Annotated in this window: 13 protein-coding genes, 1 tRNA gene and 2 pseudogenes; 15 read left to right on the forward strand and 1 reads right to left on the reverse strand. The window is 64.2% G+C overall.

Going from position 1 to position 20,615, the window contains the following annotated elements:
• A pseudogene (locus Y705_RS19825) lies at nt 1–598 on the forward strand (Isoniazid-inducible protein iniA); the annotation flags it as partial.
• Nucleotides 595–2,157, forward strand: a complete 1,563-nt coding sequence (locus Y705_RS19830) for a dynamin family protein (protein ID WP_081738038.1) — start codon at nt 595–597, stop codon at nt 2,155–2,157. The pseudogene Y705_RS19825 and the gene Y705_RS19830, both read left to right, overlap by 4 nt.
• Here Y705_RS19830 and Y705_RS0112745 read toward each other — a convergent pair.
• Nucleotides 2,065–2,610, reverse strand: coding sequence for a hypothetical protein (locus Y705_RS0112745; RefSeq protein ID WP_026533129.1), 546 nt, complete (start codon nt 2,608–2,610; stop codon nt 2,065–2,067). The genes Y705_RS19830 and Y705_RS0112745 overlap by 93 nt on opposite strands.
• 107 nt (nt 2,611–2,717) lie before the next feature.
• Between Y705_RS0112745 and Y705_RS0112750 the strand changes: the two genes are divergently transcribed.
• From Y705_RS0112750 to Y705_RS22750, 13 genes and pseudogenes are all read left to right on the forward strand, one after another.
• Entirely contained in the window at nt 2,718–3,443 is a 726-nt protein-coding gene (locus Y705_RS0112750) for an SGNH/GDSL hydrolase family protein (protein ID WP_026533130.1), read from the forward strand.
• 47 nt (nt 3,444–3,490) lie between these two features.
• A tRNA-Gln gene (locus Y705_RS0112755) sits at nt 3,491–3,562 on the forward strand.
• A gap of 70 nt (nt 3,563–3,632) precedes the next feature.
• Complete coding sequence (glmU, locus tag Y705_RS0112760; protein WP_049822727.1) at nt 3,633–5,162, forward strand: bifunctional UDP-N-acetylglucosamine diphosphorylase/glucosamine-1-phosphate N-acetyltransferase GlmU; 1,530 nt, start codon at nt 3,633–3,635, stop codon at nt 5,160–5,162.
• Complete coding sequence (locus tag Y705_RS0112765; protein WP_026533132.1) at nt 5,159–6,139, forward strand: ribose-phosphate diphosphokinase; 981 nt, start codon at nt 5,159–5,161, stop codon at nt 6,137–6,139. Before glmU ends, Y705_RS0112765 begins: the two co-directional genes overlap by 4 nt.
• Nucleotides 6,140–6,447: 308 nt before the next feature.
• Nucleotides 6,448–9,099 carry a helix-turn-helix transcriptional regulator gene (locus Y705_RS0112770; protein WP_026533133.1) on the forward strand — a complete coding sequence of 884 codons (2,652 nt, stop codon included), beginning with the start codon at nt 6,448–6,450 and terminating at the stop codon, nt 9,097–9,099.
• Nucleotides 9,099–11,789, forward strand: a complete 2,691-nt coding sequence (locus Y705_RS0112775; RefSeq protein ID WP_081738040.1) for a LuxR C-terminal-related transcriptional regulator — start codon at nt 9,099–9,101, stop codon at nt 11,787–11,789. The genes Y705_RS0112770 and Y705_RS0112775 overlap by 1 nt, the downstream gene beginning before the upstream one ends.
• Nucleotides 11,790–12,520: 731 nt before the next feature.
• Nucleotides 12,521–12,793: pseudogene (locus Y705_RS23680) on the forward strand (AAA family ATPase); the annotation flags it as partial.
• 246 nt (nt 12,794–13,039) lie between these two features.
• Entirely contained in the window at nt 13,040–15,058 is a 2,019-nt protein-coding gene (locus Y705_RS0112780; RefSeq protein WP_155850074.1) for a helix-turn-helix transcriptional regulator, read from the forward strand.
• A 3-nt stretch (nt 15,059–15,061) separates the two neighbouring features.
• Entirely contained in the window at nt 15,062–17,752 is a 2,691-nt protein-coding gene (locus Y705_RS0112785) for a helix-turn-helix transcriptional regulator (RefSeq protein WP_026533136.1), read from the forward strand.
• Between the two features lie 354 nt (nt 17,753–18,106).
• Nucleotides 18,107–18,856, forward strand: coding sequence for an LbetaH domain-containing protein (locus Y705_RS19835; RefSeq protein ID WP_216698795.1), 750 nt, complete (start codon nt 18,107–18,109; stop codon nt 18,854–18,856).
• A 279-nt stretch (nt 18,857–19,135) separates the two neighbouring features.
• A complete protein-coding gene (locus tag Y705_RS0112795) occupies nt 19,136–19,783 on the forward strand; it encodes a 50S ribosomal protein L25/general stress protein Ctc (protein ID WP_026533137.1) in 648 nt (215 codons plus the stop codon).
• A gap of 14 nt (nt 19,784–19,797) precedes the next feature.
• Nucleotides 19,798–20,385 carry an aminoacyl-tRNA hydrolase gene (gene pth / locus Y705_RS0112800; RefSeq protein ID WP_026533138.1) on the forward strand — a complete coding sequence of 196 codons (588 nt, stop codon included), beginning with the start codon at nt 19,798–19,800 and terminating at the stop codon, nt 20,383–20,385.
• A gap of 29 nt (nt 20,386–20,414) precedes the next feature.
• On the forward strand, nt 20,415–20,615 hold a 201-nt coding region (locus Y705_RS22750), incomplete at its 3' end, for a hypothetical protein (RefSeq protein ID WP_216698796.1).

The following is a 20,615-nucleotide window of genomic DNA, read 5'->3' on the forward strand; positions in this document are numbered from 1 at the left end:
GGTGGCGGAGCTGTTCGCGCAGGATGAGGTGGCCCTGCCACTCCTTCAGGTGTCCAGCACCGAACACGTTCTGGATCCCGTGGAAGAGGTACCCACGCTCGATCCCGGCATCCTCGGCCCCGGGCAGAAGGTCCTGATCGGCATGAGGGGCTCGTACGGCGGTGTCCTGATGTTCGGCCTCCTCACCGGAATCGTCGGCATGGCCCTCATCAATCCGATATCGGTGGGTGCAGGGCTCCTCCTTGGACGCAAGGCGTACAAGGAGGACAAGGAAGCCCGGCTGAAGCGCCGTCAGGGCGAGGCGAAGGCGCTTGTCCGCCGCCAGATCGACGACGTCGTCTTCCAGGTCGGCAAGCAACTCAAGGACCGCCTCCGGCTGGTCCAGCGTTCCACGCGGGACCATTTCACGGATCTCGCCGAGGAGCACCACCGGTCGCTGGCGGACTCGGTCTCGGCCGCCCAGCGCACTGCCTCGACGCTGACCCAGGAGACCGGCCAACGCGTGCGGACCCTCAAGGCCGAACTGGGCCGGGTCGAAGCCCTGCGACGTCAGGCGAGGGCGCTGGAGCCGCACCTCGCCGTCGCGGCGGCGACGTGAACGGCACCGGCGCCGCAGTCGTCGGGCTTGTTGCCGAGGCGATCGGTATCTACGGCGATGACCCGCTGCTGCGCAACGAACTCGAAGGCTATGCCCGGAGGCTCGACGAACCATTGCGCATCGCAGTGGCGGGCATGGTGAAGGCAGGGAAGTCCACGCTGCTCAACGCCATCATCGGGGAGGAGGTCGCGCCCACCGATACCGGCGAGTGCACGCGCGTCGTCACCTGGTACCGCTACGCGGATACCCCCCGCATCACCCTCCATCCGTTCGACGGCGAACCACGCGCGCTTGCCGTGCGGCGCGTTCAAGGGCGGCTCCAGTTCGATCTCGGAGAGGCCCGCGCCGAGGACATCGAGCGACTCGTGGTCGACTGGCCCGCCGAGAGCCTCCGCCACCTCACCCTCATCGACACCCCCGGGATCGCGTCCCTGTCCTCGGACGTCTCGGCCCGCACCACGAACTTCCTGACGCCCGATGACACGCCGTCGGAAGCCGACGCCGTCATCTACCTCATGCGCCACCTGCATGCCTCGGATCTGAAGTTCCTCGAGGCATTCCGTGATACCAGTGCCGGACGGTCGGGAACGGTCAATGCACTGGCCGTCCTGTCACGGGCCGATGAGGTCGGAGCCGGCCGCATCGATTCACTGCTGTCGGCAGGGAAGATCGCCGAGCGTTACCGCAGCGACCCCGCACTGCGTGCACTTGCGCTCGGGGTTGTCCCCATAGCCGGCCTGCTGGCGCAAAGCGCCCGTACGCTGCGCCAGAGTGAGTTCAATGCCCTCCTCAAACTCGCGCGGCTCGAAAAAGCGGAGCGTGAACGCATGCTCATCTCGGCTGACCGTTTCTGCCGGTCGAATCCGGACCTGGATATCAGCCCTGAGGAACGCGCGTCGCTGCTCGATCGGTACGGCCTTTTCGGCATCCGCCTGGCCTCGGTCCTGCTGCGGAGCGGCATCACCGAGCCGACGGCGCTGGCGCACGAACTGGCGAAACGTAGCGGCCTCAACGACCTGCTGTTGCTTGTGACACGACAGTTCGAAGCCCGTGCCGCCCAGCTCAGGGCACGCACCGCGCTCAGTGCGGTCGAGGGGATCCTGAAGGAGCACCCACGGGAGGACGCCGTACATCTGGCCGCGACGGTGGAGCGCATCCAGTCGGGAGCCCACGAGTTCACCGAGCTGCGCCTGCTGGCCAGGCTGCGGGGCAAGGACGTGCCCCTCGCCTCCCATCAGGCGGCCGACGCCGAGCGGCTCATCGGCGGTTCCGGGATCGACGCTGCTGCCCGCCTGGGGCTTGCCGACACGGCGACGCCGCAGGAACTCCGCTCGCAGGCACTGGGGAGCCTTCACCGGTGGCGCCTGGTGTCCGAGAACCCATTGACGGACCGTGCGGCGCTCGAGGCCTGCCAGGTGGTGGTGCGCAGTTGTGAGGCGCTGCTCGCGCAGCACCACCAGCAGACCTCAGGCGGGCCGGCGCTGGCTGGCACTTCGGCCCGCCCGGAACCACCGGGTCGCTCCGGGGAGCAGGCAGGCGACAAGCGCCGCGCCGGCTAGGACTGCCTGGGCGATCACGAGCCAGGGAACCGGTTGCAGCCCCGTGTCGGATCCCGTGAGGAAGGCGGTCGCTAGGAGCGCGGCTCCCACTTGAAGCACCAGGGCACAGAGCAGGGCCCAGCGCGCCCAACCGCCGCCCTTCAGCAGCGGCCGCACAAGGAGCATCTCGATGAGAATGACAACGAGAAGTGCGCCGAGTGTTCCCCAGAACGCCAGGCCGATGACGACGTCGATCTCGTCGGGCTCCAGCTCGGTGCCCAGTCCGCCGGCCGTCTCCCTCAGGAATGACAGGTGGGTCGTGCGGTCAAGGAAAGCGACGACCAGGGCGAGCGCACCGACAAGGAAGCTCGCCGTCCAGAGCCTGCCTGAAGTTCGTACCTCGGTGTTCGGTTCGCGCGGAGCCAGTGCCGGAGGAGGATTGGGGTCGGACATCTCGGGGCGTGGTGGGCGCATGGTCGTAATGTAGCCGCATGAGGCCGATCCATCAATTCCCCAGTGCCCGGTCCGACCCGCCGATCGGAGGCGGCTGCACACGGCCGCTTCCGGATCCCAGGCTCCGCATGCGGGCCTCCCTCCTTGCGGCAGGAACCGCGCTCGTCTCCTGTTCCCCGGGCGGATCCGGACAGACTGAGCAGCAGGTCCCGAGCGAATCCGCTACCGGCGGGCAACCTGCCACCGTCCTGCTGTCGGGAGATTCCATCACTGAAGGCTGGCATGCCACCACCGAGGAATCGAGCTTCCGGGGAATCGTGGAGGAGTGGCTCGCCGACGGTGGAGCCGGATCCGTCACCGGGACCTTCCGGGCGGGCTTCACTGTGCAGGAGGTGGCCAAAGGGTTCGAGGTTCCGCCCGGAGTGGATCTCGCCGTGGTGGAGCTGGGGACCAATGACATCGGTCGGAACAACGCTGTCGGAACCTTCGGCGTCCAGTACGCGGCGTATCTGGATGACCTCGAGGAAGCTTCTCCCGACGTACGGCTCGTGTGCCTCGGCGTCTGGTATCCGGCGTCGGACCGGACCGCCGCGTTCGACGCCGTCATCGAGGGAGAGTGCACCAGCCGCGGCGGGGTGTTCCAGCCGCTGTCGGGTCTCTTCGGTGAACCGGACCTGCGGGGCCCGGAGGGGGAACCGACGTGGCTGGGGGACTCGGACACCTTCCATCCGAACGACGCCGGTCATGAGCGGATCGCGGAGATCGTGAAGGAGCGCATCGCAGCACTGGACAATGCACCTCAGGGCCACTCGCCGGCCCGGCTCGCCGTCGGGCGGCGGGTCGTGGCAAACTAGATAACCGTGCGCAGGTGCCCCGCCGGTTCGGCAGGGAATCAGCGCGGTCCGCCCTGGTGTAATGGCAGCACCCCAGCCTTTGGAGCTGTGGAGTATAGGTTCGAATCCTATGGGCGGAACGGCCGAATGCGCCGCGTAGAATTGCGCCGGGTCCGTCCGGCCGATCAGAACCAGTAGGAGCGCTTCTTCGTGAGCCACCAGAACGCAGACACTGCCACGCCGTCCTCCCCGGGCTTCTCCCACCCGTCCGCAGTGATCGTTCTCGCTGCCGGTGCCGGCACCCGGATGAAGTCGCGCACCCCCAAGATCCTGCACCAGCTCGGCGGCCTCTCAATGGTGGGCCACGCGCTCGAGGCGGCGCGCGGGCTTGAACCGCAGGCGCTCGCCGTCGTCGTCCGGCATGAGCGTGAACGCGTGGCCCGGCATATCACCGAGCTCGACGGCGGGGTGCACCTCGTGGACCAGGATGACGTCCCGGGCACCGGGCGCGCCGTGCAGGTTGCCCTCGAGGCACTGGACGCGCATGCCGGCCGGCCCCTCGGCGGCACGGTCGTGGTGACCTACGGAGACGTGCCGCTGCTGACCTCCGACACACTGGTGGCACTGGTGAAGGCCCATGACGACGGCGGGAATGCCGTTACCGTGCTGACCGCAGTCCTCGACGACGCAGCCGGGTACGGCCGCATCGAGCGTGCGGCCGACGGCACGGTCACGGCGATCGTGGAGCACAAGGACGCCACAGCAGCGCAACTGGCCATCCGTGAGGTGAATTCAGGTATCTATGCGTTCGACGCCGGAATCCTGCGCAGCTCACTGCAACAGGTGGACGCAGACAATTCCCAAGGCGAGATGTACCTGACGGACGTGCTCGGCATCGCCCGGGCCGGGGGCGGGCGTGTTGCCGCGATCGTGGCCGCCGACCGTTGGCAGGTGGAAGGCGCGAACGACCGCGTCCAGCTGGCACATCTCGGCGCGGAGCTGAACCGGCGCGTCCTCGAGCGCTGGATGCGCGCGGGCGTCAGCATCGTGGATCCGGGCACCACCTGGATCGACGCGACAGTGCGGCTGGCGGAGGACGTCACCCTCCTGCCCGGCACCCAGCTACACGGGGCCACGCAGGTGGCGCGCGACGCCGTCGTCGGGCCAGACACCACACTCACCGACGTGCAGGTGGGCGAAGGCGCCTCGGTGACCCGCACCCATGGCGCAGGCGCCCGTATCGGCGCCGGCGCCTCCGTGGGGCCCTTCACCTACCTGCGCCCCGGCACGGTCCTCGGTGAGGAGGGGAAGATCGGCGCCTTCTACGAGACGAAGAACGTGACGGTGGGCCGGGGCTCCAAGCTGTCCCATCTCGGCTACGCGGGCGACGCCGAGATCGGCGAATACACGAACATCGGGTGCGGCAATATCACGGCCAACTACGACGGCGTCAGCAAGCACCGCACGGTGATCGGCTCCCACGTCCGCACCAGCTCCAACACCGTTTTCGTGGCACCGGTGACCGTTGGGAACGGCGCGTACACCGGAGCCGGGGCGGTGATCCGCAAGGACGTTCCGCCCGGGGCGCTCGCCGTGAGCTTCGCGCCACAGCGGACCACCGAGGGCTGGGTGTCCGAAAAGCGCCCGGGATCGGCCGCTGCAGAGGCCGCGGAAGCGGCAGGCACCCCGGCTCCCACTCACACCCCCAGCACCCCCAGAGAAGAAGGCGGTCACGCATGAGCGAGATTACGGCACGCGGCGAGAAGAAACTGGTGCTCGCCTCAGGACGCGCACATCCCGAACTGGCCGAGGAGATCGCGTCCTGGCTCGGGACCGAGCTGCTGCCGGTTTCTGCCTATGATTTCGCGAACGGCGAGATCTACGTCCGCTCGGGCGAAAGCGTCCGCGGTACCGACGTGTTCGTCATCCAGGCACACCCTGCACCGCTGAACAACTGGCTCATGGAACAGTTGATCATGATCGATTCGCTGAAGCGGGCCTCCGCCAAGCGCATCACCGTCGTCTCGCCGTTCTACCCCTACGCCCGGCAGGACAAGAAGGGCCGTGGCCGCGAACCCATCTCCGCGCGGCTCATCGCCGACCTCTACAAGACGGCGGGCGCCAACCGGCTCATGTCCGTGGACCTGCACACCTCGCAGATCCAGGGCTTCTTCGACGGGCCGGTGGATCATCTCATGGCCATCCCCCTGCTCGCCGACTACATTCGGTCACGAGTCGACGCCGACAACGTCACTGTCGTTTCGCCCGACACCGGACGGGTGCGCGTAGCGGAGCAGTGGGCCGAACGCCTCGGGGGAGCGCCGCTGGCCTTCGTCCACAAGAGCAGGGACCTGACCGTACCGAATCAGGCGGTTTCCAAGCAGGTGGTGGGCCAGGTGGAGGGCCGCACCTGCGTCCTCATCGATGACATGATCGACACCGGTGGAACCATCTCGGGAGCCGTGCAGGTCCTCAAGAATGCAGGCGCGAAAGACGTCATCATCGCCGCGACGCATGCAGTCTTCTCCGATCCCGCGGCACGCCGCCTCGCTGAATCCGGAGCCCGTGAAGTGGTGGTCACCAATACCCTGCCCATTCCCTCCGAGAAGAGATTCCCGCAGCTCACGGTGCTCTCCATCGCGCCGCTGATCGCACGGGCTATCCGCGAAGTGTTCGACGACGGCTCGGTGACAAGCCTGTTCGACGGAAACGCGTAGGTTTCCTGCCCTTCGGGCCTCGCCAGCCAAGTGCTGCCGCCTGTCGGATAGGTAGTTGAGGGAAGGCAGGGCGCGAGTGGGTAAGTAGAAAGAGCGGTGGGGCTCTCGAGTCCGTTCAGGCGAGCAAGTGGGAAACCGAGTAGGTATCCGAGTTTTTCCCGCATGTACCACTCGTGAAATCACTGGTTCCTGTTCCTAGGCTGGGAAAAGTATTTCCACAGGCTGGGAAGGGGAAGCCGTCTCATGGAATTTCATCAGTTGTTGCTTTTGGACGTCGGGTCTCGGGGAACGCCGCCGGGGGACTCGGCATGAATGCGGCCGCTCCGCAGTCATTCATCGGACGTTCAAGGACGCTGGATGAGTTGCGTGAGGTTCTCCCAGGCGGCCCTGGCGCAGGCGCCGTACTGGTCGGGCCGGCAGGTGTCGGCAAGACGGCACTCCTCCAACGCGCACTTCAGCTCGCAGCCCCAACCAGTCACATCGTGCGCGTTCGGGGTTCGGAGCAGTCCGTGCTCTCGTCGTACCGCGCCATCGACTTCCTTCTGTCGAATCTGGAGCCGGACCACCTGGGACACCCGGTCCAGATTCTTCAGGGGCTCATGGCACTGTTCGATGCCCAGGCAGAGGGCCGGCCCGTAGTGGTCTCGGTGGACAATGCCGAGCACCTGGATGGTGCTTCCTCCATGATCCTCAGCCAACTGGTGCTCAGCGGGACCGTGCAGGTGATCCTGGCTACCCGCGACTTCTCGAGAGTGGACCCCGCTTTCCTGGCGTTGTGGAGTGAGGGCTCGCTGCACCGGTTCGACCTTGAGGAATTCTCCTTCGAGGAAGTAGCGCTGTTCGCCGAAGCCGAGCTCGGTTCGCCGATTTCAGGCGAGGCCGTCCGTGTGGCACGGCAAAGGAGTGCCGGCAACCCCAGGTTCCTCAGGGCAGCGCTGCGTGAGCTCCGATTGCAGGGACAACTGGTTCTGAACGGGGGTTCCTGGGCAGTAGTCCCTAGGCGGCTCAGCGTTTGCCATGAAGCGTCAGTGGGTGCGGCAGATCTACTCAAGGACTGCACACCGACGCAGCGCTCGCTCATGGACCTCATCGCGCTGGCCGGGCGTCTTTCGTTGACGAGACTTCTGGCTGACGGTCATGGTACGGCGATCGATGAGCTTCAGGCGATGGGGCTCCTCCAGGTGGACCACCGCACTCCGGTGATCGTGCGGTGCGCAACGCCCTTCCTTTCGGATGCCCTTGCAGCACCCATCCCGCATGGGAAGGCACTCGCCCTCTACGATCAACTGGTCGGTGGTGCTGACGACCAGGACATATTGGGGCTGGACGTCGAGGCGCATGTCGCCTGGCGTCGGCGCTGTGCGCTGCCCGTGGATCCGAAGACCGCGGTCCTCGCGGCCCGAAGCGCGAACCACCGCGGGAGGTACGCCGAGGCCCTCGATCTCAGTACCCTGCATCCCGACGGCGGCCCGCGCGGTGCGGGTACGGTTGAGATGCTTCGGGCGTTCATCGGTCTCGGGGATTATGAGGGAGCCCGCGCGGCTCTTTCCCAGCTTTCTCCTGCAAACGAGAACGCTGACCTCGAGAGCCGTATCCGGCAACAGATCGCCAGGGCGGACATCCTTCGGCACCTGGGCGAGGCCGGCGCGGAGCGACCGCTCGATGAGGCGGAGGAAATCCTCATGGCGGAGGAAAGCCTGCTCGACGAACAGGGGCGGGCGCACCTTTGGGGCGAGCTGCTGCTGGCCCGCGCTGAACTCAACTCGCACCTGGGCCGGTTTCGGGAGAATGAGGCACTCCTGCAGCGCATGTGGACGGAAACCAGTCCTCGCACCACGGACATGCTGATTCGTCTCCAGACCCTACTGTGCGAGGCCTGGATCCTGACGAACAAGCAGTTGGAGGCACTGGAGCTCGCAGACGCGGTGGCGGTGGCGCTGTCGGACGACGCACTGAGCTGGTATACGAAAGAACTCGCCTGGGCCCAGGTCCAGGATGCCCACCGCATGGTCGGCGACAGGTCGTCCACGGTCCAGGTGCTCAATCAGGCGGCTCTCGAAGTTCCCGGAATCGATATGTCCGGCCAATCATGCGGAGTTATGGCGCGAGGGCTTGCCCTGGTGTCGGTCGGGCGGCCGGAAGCGGCGTTGACGTCACTGATCCCGGTCTTCAACCAGCTTCAGATCCGGGATCCACAGGGCCTTCTTCCAGCTGCAGCGGCGGGCATCGCCTACTGCTTCGCGATCGAAGGCGACATCACGCAGGCCATCCACTACCTCCCGTTCAGCGAGCCCTCATCCAGCAGTCCGTGGAAGATCCGAAGGACCGCCCGCTACTTCCAGATCCTGGCATCCGCCCATATGGAATCGAAGGCAGCGGCAGCGAGGGATCTTCACAGCCTCGCCCGGAACGATGCCAACCGTGGAACCAAGGCTTTTCAGCTTTTCGCTCTCTGCAGCGCGGTCCGGCTGGGTGATCACAGCGCCATCGAACCCCTCGCCTCGACGTCGGCGAACGCCCAGGGAGCGTACGCGCGGCTTTGTGAAACCTATGCCAAGGGGCTCGGCAACAGCGACAGTGAACTGCTGGTACAGGCAATGGAAATGGCGGCAGGCATGGGGGACCACAGGTTTGCCCGGGAGGCTGCACAGACAGCAGTGCGGCTCGCCCAGGATTCCCCGGACAAGCGCGCAACACGCCATATCCAGCAACGCGTGCGCTTCGTGGTCCCTGATGTCGATGCCCTGAACACCACAGGACAGAAGCTGGAGGGGCTGACCAAGAGGGAAAGAGAGGTCGCCTTCGCCGCCGCGGCAGGTGCTTCGAACCGGGATATCGCCCAGCAGATGTGCGTCTCGGTGAGGACCGTCGAGGGTCACCTCTATCAGCTGTACTCGAAGCTGAGCGTGAGTTCGCGCGCTGAGCTTTCCGAGCTTTTCCCGGGCACCAGCACACAGTAATGGCACGCGCACCTCGCGAGCCTGTGCCTGTGGGACGGAATGACCTTGCTGACGAGTTGCTGGCCAGTGTGAAGGATCGGATGTCCAGCGGAGCGATCGTCTATGGATCCATCGGCATGGGTAAGAGCGCACTGGCACGCTACCTGGCGGGAACCGTTCAGGATTTCGCAGTACCTTTCCTGCTGCACGCCGGAGTGGGTATGGCCGATGTCCCCTATGGTGCTCTGACTCCCTGGCTTTCCGCCGCGTCCGCTGCCGACATGGAAAGTTCCGTTTCGGTACTCCGCGCGCTCGTCCTGTACTTTCGGACGCAGTCCGCCGGCAGGCCGGTCGTCGTGATCGTTGACGATGCCCACGCTCTGGATCCGGACAGCAGTCACCTTCTGGCACAACTCGTCACTGCGGGGACCGTCAAACTCCTCGCGTTTGCGCGGAAAGTCCCGGGCCGTTCCGAGGAGCTTTCCTCGCTGAGCGAGGACGGGCTCCTCTCCCGGTTTGATTTGCAGAGCCTTTCGTTCGAGGACGTGAGGAAGGTGTGCGAGGTGGGATTGGGAGGCAGGATTTCGCAGGGAGCGTCTGCGTATTTCACCGGAGAATCCGAGGGTAATCCGCTGTTCCTCCGCTCGATACTCGACCATGCCGTTCGAACCGAGGCCCTGGTGCTCAGCGACGAGACGTGGATTCTCACCGCAAAACCTGACGGCGTCGATCCGGGGCTCTCCGACTTGGTTGTGAGCGTGATTCGTCAGCTGCCGGATGCCCAGCGCGACATCCTTGGAGCGGTAGCCCTTGCAGGTGAGCTTCCCGTGACGGATCTTTCAGCACTGGGCGAGGAAGAGGACGTTCGGACATTACTCGAGTCAGGTCTTCTGCTGCCACTTCCCTCCGACAATTCACTCGTTGCCTGTCACCCACCCCTTTACGGGCGGATCGTTCGGACGCTCGTTCCAGCCGCGCGGAGCGCCGTCCTGAGGGAGCGGGTCATGGGGGTGGGCCGAGGGCTACCACCGTTCGGCAAGGGGCGGATCCAGCACCTCCGCTGGGCGCTCGATTGCGGTGCGACGGTCGATGATCCGGTCCTTCTTGACGCCGCACATGTGGCAACAGACCGTTCCGACCCCGAATCAGGCTCGCGTTTCGCTGGTGCTGTGAGGGGAGTCGGGAGTATGCCGGCTGCTGCTGTCGAAACGGCGCGGGCGCAATTCCTCCTGGGCCAACCGGTTTTGATGGAAACCTCGGTGTTCTCACTGATGGAGGCGGCGAAGGACCCCGAAACGCTGACCGCTGCCGCCGTTCTTGCGGCGAGGGTCGCCTTCGCGGTGCATGGGTCGGCAAAGGACGTACAGGCGGTTGCGCGCCGCTTGGACCAGGGGCTTGCGACGAGGTTCGATGATCCGGCGGGCGCCATGGGATCCGTGGAATACGCCCGATCCGAAGCGCGGCTCCTGAGCTCCTTCGCCTTGAACCTCGCGGGACGGTACGTCGAGGCAGAACAGCTACTGCGGCCATTTCTCGAAGCCGGCATATCCGACCCCAAGCTCACGGTGCTGGCGTGCTCATTCCTCGGTGAAGCCCTCGGTGGAACCGGCCGTGGGACAGAGGGACGGAACCTGACAGCACGGGCGCTCGCGATGATCAGCAGGGCGCCGTATGCACTGGCCGAATTCCAGAGTCTCACCCTCACTCGCCACCTCAGTCTGCTGATCCATACCGGCGAATTCGCCGAGGCGGAAGCCGTGTTGCGGGGGCACCAGGATGACGAAGGCGACTGCCTGTTCTATTCAGCGGGGACGCTCTCGGCACTCGAGGCGATCCTCGAGGTCCGGAGGGGCCGGTTTCATAGTGCGGCTCCGTTGTTGTCGACCGCCATCGCAACCCTGCGGTTGTCGGACCGGGATGTGGTTCTCCCCTATGTTCTCGCCGTTGCGTCCTGGGCTGCCGCAGCGATGGGGGAGAAGGCACGGTCCCGCAGCCTTGCAGGGGAATTCGCTGGTCTCTCCCACACCGGTGCGTCGGCGTTTTCACTCATCGGAAAGGCACATGTCGCCGCTGCCATGGTGCTGCTCGAACCGACTGTCGAACATCTTGCCCACTTGGCCGACCTTGCAGGAACCGCCCGAGAGAGCGAGATGTGGGCTTGCGAAAAGGACGTCCTCGAGATGTCACTTCTCTGCGGGGATGAACGCCAGGTCGAGCGCCTCGCCCAACTCACCTACTCATTCGAGGGCATCGAGGCGAAGATCCTTTCCGAGTATGCCGAGGCGGTCCTGACCAAAGATCCCGCCAGGATGGAGCGTGCTGGTGATCTCGCCGAAAACAGCCAGAAGCAGACGCTCTCGGTGGATGCCGCAGCCCGGGCACTCCGTCTCTACGCAGCAGGTGGCGACCATGCAGCTCAGCGGGGAGTACTTCGGGCGCTTCGCCGCCGCACAGGAATGATGGAGCGGGCCGACGGACTCCTCGGGGGGAGCGCTGACCAGGTCAGGGATCTCACGGCACGTGAACGGGAAATCGCGTTGCTTGCGGTCAACGGCGAGTCGAACCGTGCAATTGCTGATCGGCTGACCGTCTCAGCACGGACGGTGGAGGGCCATCTGTACCGGATTTACAGCAAGCTCGGCATCAGCCGGCGGGAGGAGCTGGCGGCCGCCTTCGAGGCCCCTTCCGGTACCGGCAGCCATTCACCATAGGCGGCCATCCGGCACTTGGGGCATCCCTCCGATGACTGGGTAGGAGCCGTGACGGCCGCAGGTAATCAACACTGCATTGATCGAGTAGTTGGTAAGGCAACTCAGGTTCTTCCTACTCGTGAGATGTGGAGGCGGCCCGAATATCGTTGGTCATGCTGGACCGGTCGACGAGACGTGGTCCAGCTACAGGCATGACGGGCCCTGAGACATCAGGCGCCCATCCTGCCGGCACGCGGGCCCCCGAACCGGGGTCGGCGGCGTAGAAGTCTTCCTGAGACCAAGGCTTCATCCCCAGCCGCCGCCGACCCCTCCTCCCGATCCTCCCGTGCTCCTCCTTCTGAGCCTGCCGTTGCCGATCCCGCGGCCCCGGTTCAGCCCGCCGGTATACACCGGGCCGTTCCATTTCTGAGCTATCACTCTCGGTTGTGCGCCCGGAACGCGGAGGCAACTGTTTGGGCCTCCATGCACTAGATTCTGATACACAGGATCAGTCTTCAGTTCTTATGGACGGTATTGAGGAAGCGCTCTAGACTAAGACGATCATCCTGAGATAGTCGTCCGCTCCTTGGGAGGAAAGCGAAAATGGTCTCTTCATTTATCCACGGTTTTTTCCGTGTCTTTTTTCGAATGGCTGATTCGAGGTGACCATTCCTGCGCCAAGGGGGAAAGTAGTTGGGCGCGAGGATCTGGTGAGCAGAACGGCCGCACAGTTGCTGCCGAGTTGCGGAGGGGTGATCCTTACCGGCGAATCCGGAATCGGTAAGACGACAATAGCCAAGCTTGCTCTCGAAAAAGTAGCCGGCAGATTCCATGTCGAATATATCCGTGGAACCGCCGGATCCGCCAAGAGGCCGTACGGTGCTCTGGAGTTTCTGCTGAATGGTTTGGATGAGGACACGCTCCGCCACCCTGCCCTTTTGCTTGAGGGGCTCGCCCAGGTCCTTCTGGACAAGGCGGGCGGACGCCGAATCCTCATATCGGTCGAGAATGCGGATTGGATTGATCCGCTCGCTGCGTTCACGCTCGCCCAACTCGTGCGTGCGAAGCTGGTCACGTTGCTGATAACGTGCCGCGAAGTCGATGCGGGTGGTGGTGAGTTCGTCAAGCTCGGCCTTGAGAATCATCTCCGGCGTATTGAAGTCGGAGCACTCGATTTTCGCAGCAGCGCAGATCTCATCGAGCAGGTAGCTGGCGGCGGTGTTTCCTCCCTCGCCATCCAGAGTCTTTGGTCCAGTGCACGGGGAGTGCCGATGCATCTTCACATCCTCACGAAGGAGCAGCTTCGGGAAGGCTCGTTGCGACTGCACAATGGCGTGTGGGTGCTCGCCAAGCCGTTGGTACTCTCGGGCGAAGTCGCATCCGGGGCTCTTGCCAAACTGGACGCCTTCCCGGGTCAGGAGCGGTTCGTCGTCGAAATTCTGGCTCTTGCCGGCGAGCTGCCCCTGAACATTCTGGGAGGGCTGGTGGATCCTTCCGTTGTCGATCGGCTCGAGGAGCGGCTGGTCCTTGAAACAAAACTGGTTCGATCACCAGTAGTGCAGCTGAAAGACCGGTTGTTCGCCGATTCCATCCGGGCCAATCTTCCGCCGGGGCGCCGCCGGAGCTTGTGGGAGGACATGATGCCGGCGGTGCGCCCCTCGGATATGACGAAGCTGAGTCTTCCGCACTATGTGCTGTGGGGACTGGACAGCGGTGCCCGGCCGGACGACGAATTGCTGCTCGCCGCAGCGTCGACGGCCAACGAGTTGCGCGATCCAGCGGCAGCACTTCGGATTGTCCAGGTTATCGAACACCGCAAGGGCAATCCCAGGGCCGTGGTGGAGGAGGCCCGGGCACTCGCCGCACTCGGCCGCTGGGACGAGGCCGACTCGACGCTGTCCGGGATGGAGCCGCTCACCGCGGCCGATGCGCCCGAGGTGGTTGCCGCGGTGTTGATCGAGAACCTGCGGGTATCCCGATCGGTTCCGCGGGACACCGCCGCCGGGCTGGACGAATCCCTTCGGTCCGCTATCAGTGCCGCACTGCACCAGCTTCCGGAGTCCAACCAGGCGATGCTCACGAGCCGTCTGGTGCTCGCCGAAGCTGAACAGCTCTGCTTTGAGGGCAGATACAGCGAGATCCCCGAGACGGTCTTCGGAATGTATGGGAATTCTGATCTGCCCTTCAGCCAGCGGGTGAGGGCGGGCGGCATGACCGCTGAGGCTTTCGCGATGACGGGCAGGCAGCACGAGAGCGTGGAGCTCTCCCGAAGCGTCCTCGACGAGCTTTGGCAGGACGACCTTCCGGGGAGCGTCCGCGGCGAGGTGCACTTTCAGGTTTTCACCTCGCTGATGGTGTCCGGAATGTTCGCTGAATGCCTGGAGATGCTCGAGCGGGGTTCGGAGTTGAAGGCTGCGAGACTGGGTGAACTGGTTGGTGGTGAGCTCGCACGGGGGTTGGTGCATGCCTATTGCGGTCGGGCCGATCTCGCGCTGCAGTCGCTCCATCCTGCAGTCAGCCAACTGCAGGTGCAGCGACCCGGCGCCCTGCTTCAATTGGCTCATGCCGCCACCGCCTATGTTCTGACCCTCCAACAGGAGACAGGTCAGGCTCAGGAGCACGCCGCACTCGCCCGTACGTCCGATTCGCGAGGCTCATGGATTGTTGGACGGGCAACGTCCTACTTTCTTCTCCTCAGTAGGACACACCATTCGGAGGAAGCAGCGGCGGCGGAACTTCTCCTGCATGCGGAGGCGGAACTCCTTCGGGGCAACAGCGGCCACGGTCTTTCGTTCCTATCAGCCGCTGTCCGGATGGCGGGGAAAGAATCCGGGGCGCGGCTTGCGGAGGCGGCTCAGAAGACCGACGGCCTGCTGGGTGAGATGTCGGAGCACCTGGGCAACGGGTTGTTCCTCGATGATGCCCAATTGCTCTTGAAAGCAGCGAGATTAGCGAGGGATGCAGGGAATACACTTCTTTACTTCGAAAGTGCTGCCGCTGCTCATGCTGCGGCACTCCGATCCGGGAACAGATCCGACATCAAGGTGGCGCGGACACTTGAAAACGCCAGCTACCGGCAATTGCATTACTCCAACAATCCGGACAGGGTTCTGACCCTCCTCACGCCGTTCGAGCTGGAGCTTGCGCGCCGTGCGGCGAAAGGCACCACGAGCGCAGAACTGGGAAGGAAGCTCAATCTATCAACCCGTACCGTCGACTGGCATCTGGGGCGACTGTTCGACAAGCTCCATGTTTCCGGGCGGGTCGAGCTTTCCGAAATCGTGAGCTAGCAGTTGAGCGAGCGCGCGCTCCAGAGCTCGGGATCCCATCGCCTGGTCGGGCGGAGCAGCGACCTGGTCACGGTTCTGGAGGGTATCCGGGACTTCCGTGGAGTCCTGGTCGAAGGAGAGTCCGGATCGGGCAAGAGCGCATTGGCCAACGCGGTCGTGCGGGAAATCTCCCGGAACCAGAAGGTTTTCTACATCACCGCCAGCGCTGCTGTGTCGGCTGTGCCATACGGGGCGCTGGCCCCGCTGCTCACACAACTCTCAGCTGCCGAGTCCACCTCACCGCTCGCCGTGATGCGTACCGTCCTGGCCAGGCTCCAAAGCCCGGAGCGAGGCAACGAGCCACCCGGGCAGGCTCCGATGGAACCGGCGCTGATGGTCCTCGACGACGCGCACGAGTTGGACGACTCGACCGCGGAGTTGGTCGTCCAGTTGGTTTCGTCAATGCAACTTAAAGTATTGGTGCTTGCCAGACCCGGGCGAAACAGTGCCTCCGTAATGCTGGCAACGGCGCTCGACGGTCTCCTGGTACGCCACTCGCTACTCCCACTGACGCAGGAGCAGGTCCACGAGCTGTGCGAGGAGGTACTCGGCGGAAAAGTGTCGGCCGTTTCCTCCTCACTCATTGCCAGCGTCACTGGCGGGAACCCGCTGCTCGTCCGAGCCCTCATATCCTGGCCCTCACTCCAGGAGCATTTCACCTCCAGTGAGGGTGTGTGGATTCTCAAGAGCCAGTTCAGGTCCAACCCGAAACTTGAGGAGCTTCTCAAACGCCACCTCTCCGGCTTGTCAGCCGGTGAACGCGAAACAATGGAAATCATTGCGCTTGCCGAGCCGATCGCCTTGGCGCACCTGTTCAAGGTCGGCCACCACATCGAGGTGGATGCGCTCGCGGAGGCCCACCTCATCCACATCTCTAAATCGCCCGGTCGGCTGGTTCGTCCCCGCTACCGGCTGTATGGGGAGGTCCTGCGGCACATGGTTCCGGCCGGGCGAAGCATCAGGCTGCTGCGGCAGCTTGCCGAGATGCCACCGGACGAGCCGCACACCGTTGAAGCGCAATTGCGGTATCTTCTGTGGTCGCTCGACTGTGGAGAAGCGGTGGACCAGGAGCGGTTGCTCTGGGGTGCAGTGGTGGCGAACAACCTCACCCAGGCATCATCCGCGCTAAGACTAGCGGGAGAGATTACTGCGCCCGAGTATCTGGCCGCTGGACGAGCCCAGCTAGCACGGGCCTACGCCCGGCTTGGAGAATACAAGCGTGCGTGCAGTATTCTCGGCGACCTCGCGAGCAGCGCCACCGACTTCCCGACCACCAAGCTCTGCGCGTTCCTCAGTTCCCAACTCGAGCATCGCTCGCTCCAATTCTCCGACGGTACCGCAACCCATCCCGCTATCTGGCTGGCCAAACTGGATTCCCTGGCGAGGTCCGTCACCGCAGCGGGCGGAGCCCCAGGCGAAGTTGCCGGGATCATGCTCTACCGTGAACTGCTGATGCTTCAGCGCGACCTTCAATCAACGACACCGGAGGGCGTTGCCGAACGGCTTTCCGAGATTCTCAGGGTCGCCGAGGTGGCGCTTGATGAAGACGCGATCCTGCTGGCACTGACTCTTCTGGGCGAAGCTGCGGCATCCACTGGAAGACCGGAGACAGCTGTCGGGTTCACCACCAGGGCGGTGCGGAGGCTCGAGAAGGTCGACCACCACCACCCTCTGTCCTACGAGCACGTCCTGGTCAGGCACCTCTACTTCCTCATGCGCGCAGGGCATCAGCATGAGGCGGAGGAGGAATTGGGTTCCTACCGCCGGAAGCTCATGGAAGGCCTACCCGACGTCGCAGGTGCGCACGATGTGTCGTTGGCTGTCCTCCATCTGGCCAAGGTCCGGAATGCCAACGCGCTCGATGCCCTCGTCTGTGCGATCGAGGAGCTGAAGGTATTCGACCTTCTGTCACTGCGCCCTTTTGCCCTGGCACTAGGCGCATTGGTGGCAGCCGAGTCGGGCGATGCCGCGCTCGCCGGGACCTTCGTCCGGGAATACAAATCCCTGCTGCACACCGGGGCCCCGGCGTTCGAACTGATCAGCAGGGGTTATGTCGCCGGGGCGGAGGTGGTGCTCACTCAGGATGGGGAGGCGGCTGCGCAGCTGCTGGCGCTGAAGCAGGAAGCGAAAGCCAGACGATGGCTGGCATCCGAGCTGGAAATAGTACTTATCGCCATTCGGCTGGGCCTCGCGGACTCGATTCCCGAGCTACGGGCGCTTGCCGAGGCAACCGAAGGGGCCGAGGCAGCTGCGCTGTTGTCCTTCGCTGACGCAGCCCTGGCCCGAGCCCCGGAGGGGCTGATCCAGGCCGCGGAACAGGCAACGAGGGGGGGATACGTGGAAATTGGGATCCTTGCCCTGCGCGAAGGCATGCGACTTGCCAAGAGCCAGGGGAACCGCCCGGCACAGGCGAGCATCTCGCGCTCCCTGGGGCAGTGGAAGGACGCTGCCTCGGTTGCGCAACCGTCAGCCGGCGTATCGAAACTCACGAGGCGTGAACGGGACATAGCCAGGCTGGTCATCGACGGAAAGAAGAATGCAGAGATAGCTGACCTCCTTACTCTGTCGGTGCGTACCGTCGAAGGGCACGTGTACAGGATCTTCGAGAAACTTGCCATCAACCGGCGCGAGGATCTAACCCAGGAATACCTGTAGCAGCGTAGTTCTACGTGCGTGCCGGTCGACCGGTACCCCCACCGCAGGAGTGAGTAGCAGTCTCCGACATCTCCAGCAGTTCCTTCAAGTATGGGGCGTGGATACTGCTGTTGATCAGTAAATCCTGATTCTTCTCCGCGTAGCACCGAATTCGAATCGAGTACCTCCTACGCGTGTGCACGGGGCCTACTTTTTCTACTGTTAGCAGATCGATTGGTACGGCTGGGTGAATGAATAGATCGTGTGGTCTCAAGCAATAAACAAGTGGGTGAAGTCCCGGCAGCATCAAGTGCCGTTGCAATGACCTCACCCGAGCCACGTCTCTTTCGCCCTCGACTGAAAAGAAGGCAAACTGTGGCTCAGCTCCTCCTCATCTCAGCCTGCGGCCTGGCCCGGGAAATCATCGCCATTATGCGTGAAACCCGTTACCCGAATGAAGTAATCGGAATTCTCGACGACAATCCCGATTTCCAGGGCCGTGAATTGGACGGCGTGCCTGTCATCGGGAAACTTGAAACCGCCTCCCGCCACCCCAGCGCGAAGTTCCTCGTCTGTACAGGAGGGAGCGCCGGCCGCGAGAACGCTGTAGGGCGCCTGTCCCGAGCGGGAATCACCGGCAGCCGGTATGTCAGTTTCATCGATCCGAGCGTCACTGTCCCTGCCGGCTCCCGCATCGGTGACGGAAGCATCGTCCTGGCCAATGTGGTGATGACCACCGCTGTCAATATGGGGGATCACGCCGTCGTGATGCCTCGCGTGGCACTGGCCTATGACAACCGGATCGGCGACTTCGCGATCCTTGCGGCCGGCGCGGCACTCGGCGGGCAGGTGACGGTCGGCTCCGGGGCGTATCTGGGGATGAATTCGAGTATCCGCCGGGGAGTGTCGATCGGTGCCCGCGCGAGTGTCGGGCTGGGTGCTGCGGTTCTGGAGGACGTCCCCGCGGGTGAGAAGTGGGGCGGCGTGCCCGCTGCCCCGCTGTCTGTTCACCCCGTGCGGGCGGCGGCGGGGGATTCGAACCCCGGACACACGGTCAGCCCGCGCACCCCCAGATCGGCATTCGAACGGTTGACCTTGTCCGCCAGCCTCCTGGCGCTTCAGTGAAGGCACACTTCTGGGAGCCGTCGCTTTTACTGCTTCACGTCCTCCGCGGACGGGAGCGTCGCCTTGTGCTACAAGTTCCCGAAAAAACGTGCTGTAGGATTGAGGGCGATGCCTAGGCGAGGGAGCGGTGCGGAAGCATTTCCGCGCGAACTCCGTGATCGACGGTGGCTAGCGACAATATGTTTCTAGACAACTCCTCCACGTGCGTGTTTCCCCGCCCGGCAACGTCCATGCAAGGCCCGCACCTCGCGGTCGTTGCCCAGCGTTCAAGGAGAACCCATGTCAGAGCAGAAAATTGCCGCAGTAGTCCGCACCGAATTTGGTAAGGGCGCGGCCCGCCAGGCCCGCCGCGCCAATATGATCCCTGCCGTGATCTATGGTCACGGAGAGGAAGCCCTCCACATCCTGCTGCCGAGCAAGGCGACAACGCTTGCCGTCCGCACTGCAAACGCCCTGCTGACGATCGATGTCGACGGCGAAGAGCACCTGGCGCTTGCCAAGGATGTTCAGCGGAACACGCTCAAGCGCATCGTGGAACACATCGACCTCCTGACCGTGCGCCGCGGCGAGAAGGTTGAGGTGGACGTCGCCATTCACATCGAGGGAGAGCCGGCCCCTGAGGTTGTGGCCAATCTCGAGCACAACACCGTGCTGGTGGAGGCAGAGGCAACACACCTGCCCGAGACCCTTACCGTCAACATCGAAGGCCGCGGCGTGGGCGAGCACATCCACGCTTCTGACATCGTCCTGCCCGCAGGCACCACGCTGCTCACCGATCCTGAGACGCTGATCGTCAACCTCGCCGCGCCGACCGTTCAGGACCTCGGCGAGTCCGATGCCACTGACGTGGACACGGAAGCAGTCTCCGAGGGCGCCACCGCCGCTGGTGCTTCCGACGAGACGATCTCAGACGCCGACGAAAGCTAGGCCGGGCAGCTTCTGTGCCTAGCGAAACATGGCTCGTAGCCGGGCTCGGAAACCCCGGGCCCGGCTATGCCGGCAACCGCCACAACGTTGGCCAGATGGTTGTCGACGTGCTCGCCGCACGCCTCGGCGGCCGCTTCAAGTCCGCCAAGGCGCAGGCGGTCGCCGTCGAAGGACGCATGGGTATCGGCGGCCCACGTCTCGTGCTCACCAAACCGCTGACCTATATGAACCTCACGGGCGGCCCGGTGTCGGCAATCGCCAGGTTCCATGATGTCGCGCCCGATCATGTCATCGCAGTGCATGACGAGATAGACATCCCCTTCAACACGGTCAAACTGAAATTCGGTGGTGGTGAGGGAGGCCATAACGGCCTCCGCGACATCAGCAGGGCGTTCGGCACCAAGGACTTCTACCGGGTGCGTGTGGGGGTGGGCAGGCCTCCCGGCCGGCAGGACGCAGCCGATCATGTACTCAGGGACTTTGGCACCGTAGAAAAGAAGGACCTTGCTTTCCTCCTCGAGGACGCCGCGGACGCAGTGGAGGCCCTGGTCCTCGAAGGGCTGGTTCCTGCGCAGCAGAAATTTCATGCTCCAGTGAGTTGAGACGTACTTCGTTCCGAAGGTTTATGCCCATGTTGACCGCACGGGACTCGCGACGACGTGTTGGTGCTGCCACCAGGATCTTCGATCTGCCCGGATACCGGGCCCTCAGCGCCGTGTCATCGTCCGGCAGGGGCTACCGCAGCTCGAATAGCTACCGATCGCGTACTCAGCTTTCCAGTGGCGGCCAGACGGCGGCATGGCTCTCATCTCAGCAGGCCGTTCCCCATGAA

It is taken from the genome of Arthrobacter sp. H41 (assembly GCF_000520535.1).
In the GTDB taxonomy this organism is placed as follows: Bacteria; Actinomycetota; Actinomycetes; order Actinomycetales; family Micrococcaceae; genus Arthrobacter_D.

What these genes read in the sequence shown, in the direction of transcription:
- Y705_RS0112795 (WP_026533137.1), top strand. Translation starts at nt 19,136, where the DNA reads ATGTCAGAGCAGAAAATTGCCGCAGTAGTCCGCACCGAATTTGGTAAG.
- Y705_RS0112765 (WP_026533132.1), top strand. Translation starts at nt 5,159, where the DNA reads ATGAGCGAGATTACGGCACGCGGCGAGAAGAAACTGGTGCTCGCCTCA.
- Y705_RS0112775 (WP_081738040.1), top strand. Translation starts at nt 9,099, where the DNA reads ATGGCACGCGCACCTCGCGAGCCTGTGCCTGTGGGACGGAATGACCTT.
- Y705_RS0112750 (WP_026533130.1), top strand. Translation starts at nt 2,718, where the DNA reads ATGCGGGCCTCCCTCCTTGCGGCAGGAACCGCGCTCGTCTCCTGTTCC.
- Y705_RS0112770 (WP_026533133.1), top strand. Translation starts at nt 6,448, where the DNA reads ATGAATGCGGCCGCTCCGCAGTCATTCATCGGACGTTCAAGGACGCTG.
- Y705_RS0112745 (WP_026533129.1), bottom strand. Translation starts at nt 2,610, where the DNA reads ATGCGCCCACCACGCCCCGAGATGTCCGACCCCAATCCTCCTCCGGCA.
- Y705_RS0112780 (WP_155850074.1), top strand. Translation starts at nt 13,040, where the DNA reads ATGCATCTTCACATCCTCACGAAGGAGCAGCTTCGGGAAGGCTCGTTG.